The sequence below is a fragment of the Sporomusa sp. genome, assembly GCF_057736855.1.
Window position 1 is genome coordinate 1 of record NZ_JBYKYF010000159.1, and the last position, 7,107, is coordinate 7,107.

Annotated in this window: 6 protein-coding genes; 1 reads left to right on the forward strand and 5 read right to left on the reverse strand. The window is 46.3% G+C overall.

The genetic code is table 11. The features are described from left to right. The 5 genes from AC29Z1_RS11015 to AC29Z1_RS11035 all read right to left on the reverse strand — a co-directional run. A partial coding sequence (locus AC29Z1_RS11015; protein ID WP_488271510.1) for a response regulator occupies positions 1–667 on the reverse strand: 667 nt, incomplete at its 3' end. 52 nt (positions 668–719) lie between these two features. Next, complete coding sequence (locus AC29Z1_RS11020; protein ID WP_488271511.1) at positions 720–2,258, reverse strand: glucose-6-phosphate isomerase; 1,539 nt, start codon at positions 2,256–2,258, stop codon at positions 720–722. Positions 2,259–2,320: 62 nt separating this feature from the next. Next, complete coding sequence (gene galU, locus AC29Z1_RS11025; RefSeq protein WP_488271512.1) at positions 2,321–3,238, reverse strand: UTP--glucose-1-phosphate uridylyltransferase GalU; 918 nt, start codon at positions 3,236–3,238, stop codon at positions 2,321–2,323. A gap of 15 nt (positions 3,239–3,253) precedes the next feature. After that, positions 3,254–4,612, reverse strand: coding sequence for a phosphohexomutase domain-containing protein (locus tag AC29Z1_RS11030; RefSeq protein WP_488271513.1), 1,359 nt, complete (start codon positions 4,610–4,612; stop codon positions 3,254–3,256). A gap of 102 nt (positions 4,613–4,714) precedes the next feature. Next, on the reverse strand, positions 4,715–6,097 hold the full coding sequence (locus tag AC29Z1_RS11035) for a mannose-1-phosphate guanylyltransferase/mannose-6-phosphate isomerase (RefSeq protein ID WP_488271514.1): 1,383 nt from the start codon (positions 6,095–6,097) through the stop codon (positions 4,715–4,717). Positions 6,098–6,345: 248 nt separating this feature from the next. Here AC29Z1_RS11035 and AC29Z1_RS11040 point away from each other — a divergent pair, with 248 nt between their 5' ends. Further along, positions 6,346–6,969, forward strand: a complete 624-nt coding sequence (locus tag AC29Z1_RS11040) for a hypothetical protein (protein WP_488271515.1) — start codon at positions 6,346–6,348, stop codon at positions 6,967–6,969. Positions 6,970–7,107: the final 138 nt, after the last annotated feature.

A 7,107-nucleotide genomic window follows, 5' to 3' on the forward strand; every position in this document is an offset into this window, starting at 1 on the left:
CCAATACTATAATTTTATTCTTGATGGCATACAACACAGCCTGTGTCCGGTCAACAACATTAATCTTGCGAAAAATATTGGTCAAATGATTTTTGACTGTCTTTTCACTCAAAAATAACTTTTGCGCTATTTCTTGATTATTCATGCCCTGACCGACCAATTGCAGCACTTCTATTTCACGGTATGTCAGCCGTTCTTCCTTAGGTCGTTCCATCATGGCTATAGCTCCATTCCGTTTATCTTCCTGACGCGCAAATTCGCTAAATAAGCGTTTAGCCAGCGTAGGGTAGATAAAAGACTGACCTTCAGCGACCAGCCGGATCGCCTTAACCAGCATACCCGGCTCAATGTCTTTTAAGAGATAGCCGCTTGCCCCTGATTTAATCACTTCAATGACATAACTTTCATCATCATGAATGGTAAGAATAATTACTTTTACTGCCGCATTAGCAGCTCTTAACCGTCTGGTTACTTCCAATCCATTCATCCGTGGCATATTCACATCAAGCAAAAGAATATCTGGATTAAGGCTTTCTACCTGACTGATAGCCTCATCGCCGTCAGCCGCCTCGCCAACCACTTCAAAATCCGATTCTAAAGACAGCACATTTTTTATTCCTTGTCGAAGCAGTGCATGATCGTCAGCAATTACAATTTTGATTGGCAATAATGCCACCTCCTACTGGGTACACATTCTACTTTTCCTTCGACTTATTTTGCTATTTTCCTGCGTCGGACTTTGAAGAAGAATGTTTTTTCAGCATGGGACCCAGCAATCGTTTATAAGCCTCAACCCCTGGCTGGTTAAAAGCATCAACATCCGCCAGCTCGCCTTCATACGCCACCGACAGCGCTAACAGATATAACAATTCACCCAAATGATAGGCCGTCATCGCCGGCAGCACAAACGTAGCATTAAACCGGCCATCACTTATCAGGGCAGCAGCATTAGCCTGCAGGGCAGCGTCAAGTGCCTGACTGAGCGGTATACCAGAAATCTCGGATAACTTATCGGCTGACGGGAAAACATCCGGTATCACCGGGTCATGTTCCCAAGAAGCGATTTTAACAAACTGCACTACTTTATCCTGCTTACCATCCTGATGAAGCTGTGTCTGCGCATGCATATCGGTAGTGCCTACAGCCACAATCGGTGTCCGACCATAGAATACTTCAAGGCCTGCCCGATTGGTCCGCTTGCCCAACGATTCGGCCAAAAGCTGAATATACCATTCAGCAACCGACTTGAGATTATCCGCATACGGCATAAACACCTCAATATCCCGCCCATATTTTTCGGCAGCCAGATATTTAAGTGCCGCATTCAGCATGGCCGGATTGTGCCAAATATCTTCATTTTGACAGCTCTCGTCCATGGCCCGTGCCCCAGCTAAAAAAGCATCAATGTCAAACCCGATACAGACACCCGTAACCAGTCCCACTTCAGAAAAAATACTAAATCGTCCCCCCACACCGTCGGGTACACTAAACATTGGCCAGCCCTGCTCGGTAGCTAGTTTATGCAGCAGGGTTTCGCCTGGCCCCTCGGCCTGGTCGGTAACAGCCACTACCTGCACCTCAATGGCCGGTGCCGCTTGAATAAGAGCATCATACACCGCCATAAAAGTCGACATAGTATCAAGAGTAGAACCCGATTTTGAGATTACGATGAGCATCACACGGTAAACTCCGTCGCCTCGTGCCCCGGCGTGCTTGGCCTTATCCCTGGCCTCATACTTAATCTGCTCAATAAGCTCCACCGTCCGGCGCGGGTCCATATTATTGCCGCTAAAATACAGTTTCGGATATCCTCGCCGTTCTGCAGTACTTTTGCTGTTCCAGAATTCACCGCAGTGAACATCAAACAATACCTTATTCCCTAGATAAGACCCGCCAATACCAAAAGAGATGACTGCATCAACTTTATTTCTAAGTGACTGACCAAACTGCTTAAGTCTGGCAATAGAAGCAGGATTATTTAGATTACCTGGCTGCACATAGGGCAGTTGGCTGAATAACACCTTCTCCGGAGTACCGTCTTTTGATAAGTGGCCGCGGATTTCGCCAGTCGTACGCATATGCTCCATGGCCTTGTGGGCAGCCTTTAGGCGTTCACCGATCTCGTCAACATCACTTTGCGTCACCAGTCCTTGACCGTAAAGGTTCGTATAATCAAAGACAAAGCCTGACGGCAAAACCAGTATTGTTGGTCGGCAAGCCTGTTCAGCCAGATCCAGCCGTCCATGTAATCCTTCCAAAACAATCCCTCCTTGCTTACCCTTTTGCCAAACTCATTCTAGTCCGGTGAGTAACATGTCTCTTAGTCTTGATTCTCTGTTGCTGCAGCATACTCGGTTCCCAAAGGTCCTATCGTTTTCAGCAGATAGCGTAAAAATTTCTCCCTAAGATCAGGGCGCTTCAGGGCATACTCAACCGTGGCTTCCAGATAGCCCTGCTTATCCCCAATATCATAGCGCCGCCCCTCAAAGTTGTAAGCATATACCGGTTTAAAAGCAGCCAACCGGCGCAGCGCATCTGTCAGTTGTATCTCACCGCCCCGGCCTGGCGGCGTATCTTCCAATAGGTAAAAAATCTCCGGTTCAATAATATACCGTCCCAAAACAGCAAGCTGTGACGGAGCTTCCGCGATTGGCGGCTTTTCGATTAAGTCGATGGCCCGCCAGACATTATCCTTGACGGGTTCGGGTTTCACAATACCATAGCTGGATACCTTGTCCTTGGGCACTTCCTGTACCCCCAGAATGCTGCCATGATAGTCTTCATAGGCATCCATCAGTTGACGTAAACAAGGTACATTGGCATCAATAATATCATCACCCAGCAGCACGGCAAATGGTTCATTGCCGACAAACTGCTTGGCGCATAATACCGCATGCCCCAGTCCTTTGGCCTCTTTTTGCCGAATATAGTGGATGGATACCTCGGATAGTTCTTCCACCAAGCCTAAGAGGTCATATTTGCCCTGCGCCTTTAAAGTAAGCTCAAGTTCCACCGCCCGGTCAAAATGATCCTCAATCGCCCGTTTATTTCGCCCCGTAATAATGAGGATTTCCTCAATCCCGGATTGAATGGCTTCCTCAATAATAAACTGAATAGCTGGCTTATCTACAATCGGCAGCATCTCTTTCGGCTGCGCCTTGGTAGCCGGTAAAAACCGGGTACCAAGACCAGCCGCAGGAATAACCGCCTTTTTTATTTTTTGATGATTTTTCGGCATATTATTTTGTCCTTTCTAGGCACGAATGAGTGCCAATAATTCTTTAGTCTTCTCTTCCATCAGCTTGACATCACAGCGTGACTCCACATTTAAGCGCAAGACCGGCTCAGTATTTGACATCCGGACATTAAACCGCCAATTTTCATACTCAATGCTCAAGCCATCGACCTTCTCAATCTTCAGCGCTCCCGGTGCATATTTCGCTTCGATTTTCTCGATAACTGCCTTAGCATCAGCCACCGTGCTATTAATCTCACCACTCACTGGGTAACAAGCTACCCGTTCCTCCATAAGCTGCGATAAGGGCCTGCCTTCGCGGCACATAATTTCCAATACTAACAGCCACGGAATCATCCCACTGTCACAGTAAGAAAATTCTTTAAAATAGTGGTGGGCTGACATTTCCCCGCCATACACGGCATCTTCTTTGCGCATCCGCTCTTTGATAAAGGCATGACCGCTCTTGGACAATACAGGTATACCGCCTGCTTTTTCTACTACTTCAATAGTATTCCAAGTTAAGCGAGGATCATAAATAATTTTTGCCCCAGGATACCGTCTGAGAAAGGCTTGGGCCAAAAAGCCGACTAGATAATAGCCCTCAACAAAGTTGCCCTGCTCATCAAACAAAAAGCACCGGTCAAAATCGCCATCCCAGGCAATACCAACATCGGCCTGGTGTTCGCGCACCACTTTAGCCGTTGCTTCCCGGTTTTCTGTTAGTAAAGGATTGGGTACACCATTGGGAAAATTACCGTCCGGGTTATGGTTGACTTTGATAAAAGTAAAGGGAAGTTCAGGCTCTAAGGCATCAATGACCGCACCTGCGGCACCATTGCCGGCATTCACAACCACCTTCAGCGGTTTAAGGACTGCCTTATCCACATAGGTCAGCAAATGCTTAACATAGTCGGGCATAATATCCACCTGCGTAATAGTGCCAGGAGTCACATCCTTTACCGGCGCAAAGTCACCAGTCACCACCAGCTCCTCGATTTCCTTAAGTCCACTGTCACTACTGATGGGCCTGGATTCTGACCGCACCAGCTTCATCCCATTATACTCCTTCGGATTATGGCTGGCAGTCACCATGATGCCGCCATCCAGCTTCAAATGTGCAGTGGCAAAATAAATCTGTTCTGTACCGCACATGCCAATATCAATCACGTCACAACCGGCCTCTGTAAGACCTTTCATCAATGCTTGTTTAAGCGCAGGCCCTGACAGACGAATATCATTGCCGACGGCTACCTTTTTGGCCTTAACAATTTTGACGAAGGCACGACCGATACGGTATGCCAGCTCCTCATTTAATTCTTCCGGAACCTTGCCGCGAATATCATAAGCTTTAAAAGCATCTCGTTTAATTTCCATCTTAATCACGCCCTCCTCTAATTAGCAGCCGTATATTATATACTCCATCCAACAAAAATATTCCCATGTAACCAAAAGTATCCAGTATCATTTTCCTGGTTATTATGCCCGCCCGTACACATCATCAAACCGGACAATATCGTCTTCTTCAAGATAACTGCCGTTTTGTACCTCAATAATCTCCAGCGGTATTTTGCCCGGGTTGACTAAGCGATGCTTAGTAGAAGGCGGAATATATACACTTTCATTGACATGCACCATCTGCTCCCGGTCACCGATCGTCACCTTGGCCGTACCACCGATAACAATCCAGTGTTCACTGCGGTGATAATGCAGTTGCAGACTCAGCTGCTGCCCAGGCATAACGACAATTTTTTTCAGTTTGTAGCCGGGTCCTTCCCCCAGTACCGTGTAACTACCCCAAGGCCGGTACATGGTGGTATGTTCGTCCACCTCACGCCGTCCGCGAGCCTTTAGCTCGGTAACTACATCCTTGACCTTCTGGGACTCACCCCGTTTGGCAACCACAATCACGTCATCGGTTTCTACCACCAGCACATCTTCCAAGCCAATGCCGGCAATCAGACGGTTGCGTCCCAGCATCAGCGTATGGGAGCAATTAATTGGCAAACAATCTCCCTTAATGGCATTGCCGGAGTGATCCTTTTCCAGAACATCATAGATAGCATCCCAGGAGCCAATATCATTCCAGTAGGCAGTAAGCGGGATCATAACCACCCGCGCGGATTTTTCAGCTACAGCATAGTCAATCGAAATGTTGGGCATAGCTGCAAAATGTTCAATGACTTCGGTTAATGGGGCTGATACTAGCTGATAAATGTCTGGTGCATGTTTGCAAAGCTCATCCATAATGCACCCGACAGTAAAGGCAAACATACCGGAATTCCAATAATAATTGCCTGAAGCCAGATACTTTTCAGCCGTTTCCTTATTTGGTTTTTCCCGGAAAGAAGCTACCGTATAGCCTGGTCCAAACGCTTCGCCTGCCTGAATATAGCCGTACCCGGTCTCAGGTTTATCCGGTTTGATACCAAAAGTTACTACTTTTTCCTGCGCAGCCAGTTCAACGGCTTGCCGGACATTTTTGCAGAAAATATCCATAGGATGAATGATATGGTCTGCTGGGGTTACGAATAGCACTTCATCGTCTGTTACCCCCAGCTCAGCTTCGCAAAATTTCGCCGCCAGTGCTATTGCAGGTGCCGTATTACGGGCTACAGGCTCGAGTAGGATATGAGCACTGCTTGCCCCGCAAGCCGCCAGTTCGGTCTTAACATGATGAATATATTCTTTGTTGGTTACAACAACAATATCTGACGGTTTCAGCAAAGGCTGAAAACGCTTTACCGTCTGCGTTAAGAGTGAGTCAGAATCCCCCAGTTTTAAAAATTGCTTAGGTAAGCAGGTGCGAGATAAGGGAAACAGGCGCGTACCGCCACCCCCTGCGAGAATTACTAGTTTCATTAAAGATCGGCCTCCTTTTGCTATTTGTAAAACTGGAAAATTATAGACTTATTATACCATATTAATCATATAAACAACATAGTTGTCCATACAGCACTAAAATATGTGAAAAATTCCATGCTTGTTAAGTTAGTTCGAAACAGGTATTATTATATTGTTGTATTGCTACTACCATGGAGGGAATTGTTTTGAATATGATTATACAACGCATGCGTTGGATCACACCGCCAACCTGACTTACTTTAGCTGTGCTACTATTTTCTATCATCTGTGGTTGTCTGCTGCCGCCAGAATATGGGCATGAAAATGGGCCAATAGAATGGCTGCAGGTCATCGTACTGAGTATTGTCGCCCTAGTATCATTGAGCGCATTATTTCAAACCGGTTTATCCTCAGTCCGCCGTAAACTATTTGCCTTTACATCTGTCTTCTGGCTGATTGGCATTGCCAGAGAACTAAGCTGGGGCCGGATATTCTATCCTAATAGCACTGGCGGTTTTTTACGACTAAAAGATATCTGGTTCGGACCCTATGTTTACCCAACCATCGCCGTGATCCTCATTAGCGCTTTCGGATATTTCTTCGCCAAAGGGTTGCACAAAGAACTGGTACTGTGGCTCAAACAAGGCACTCTACCAGTGTTAGATAGCATTATCTTCATTGTTGCCGCAATTTCTGCCAATATCATTGAGCGCTATTGCGGTGACCTGTTTGGGGTCAGAGCAGAACTTTTCGAAGAGCTGGGAGAGTTAGGGGCGTATTGCGCAGTGCTCAGTTTTATGATTAATGTGGTTTTAAATAAACAGTTTCGGAGTGACCAGCAAAGTGCAGAAATCACATCAATGAAACAAGCTAAATACATCAAAATTTAAGGAACAGGATAAATTACAACCGAGACCACAGAAAATTTTATCGTGAAAACCCCCTAGAAAAAGGCCAAAAAAACCATATCTAGATAGACACTCGCAAAACGAGCGTCAAAATATATGCGTATTTAGCTGGTAACCTCA

Bases quoted from the DNA above. Each gene is read 5' to 3' on its own strand.
- galU (WP_488271512.1), bottom strand. From the start codon at position 3,238: ATGCCGAAAAATCATCAAAAAATAAAAAAGGCGGTTATTCCTGCGGCT.
- AC29Z1_RS11030 (WP_488271513.1), bottom strand. From the start codon at position 4,612: ATGGAAATTAAACGAGATGCTTTTAAAGCTTATGATATTCGCGGCAAG.
- AC29Z1_RS11035 (WP_488271514.1), bottom strand. From the start codon at position 6,097: ATGAAACTAGTAATTCTCGCAGGGGGTGGCGGTACGCGCCTGTTTCCC.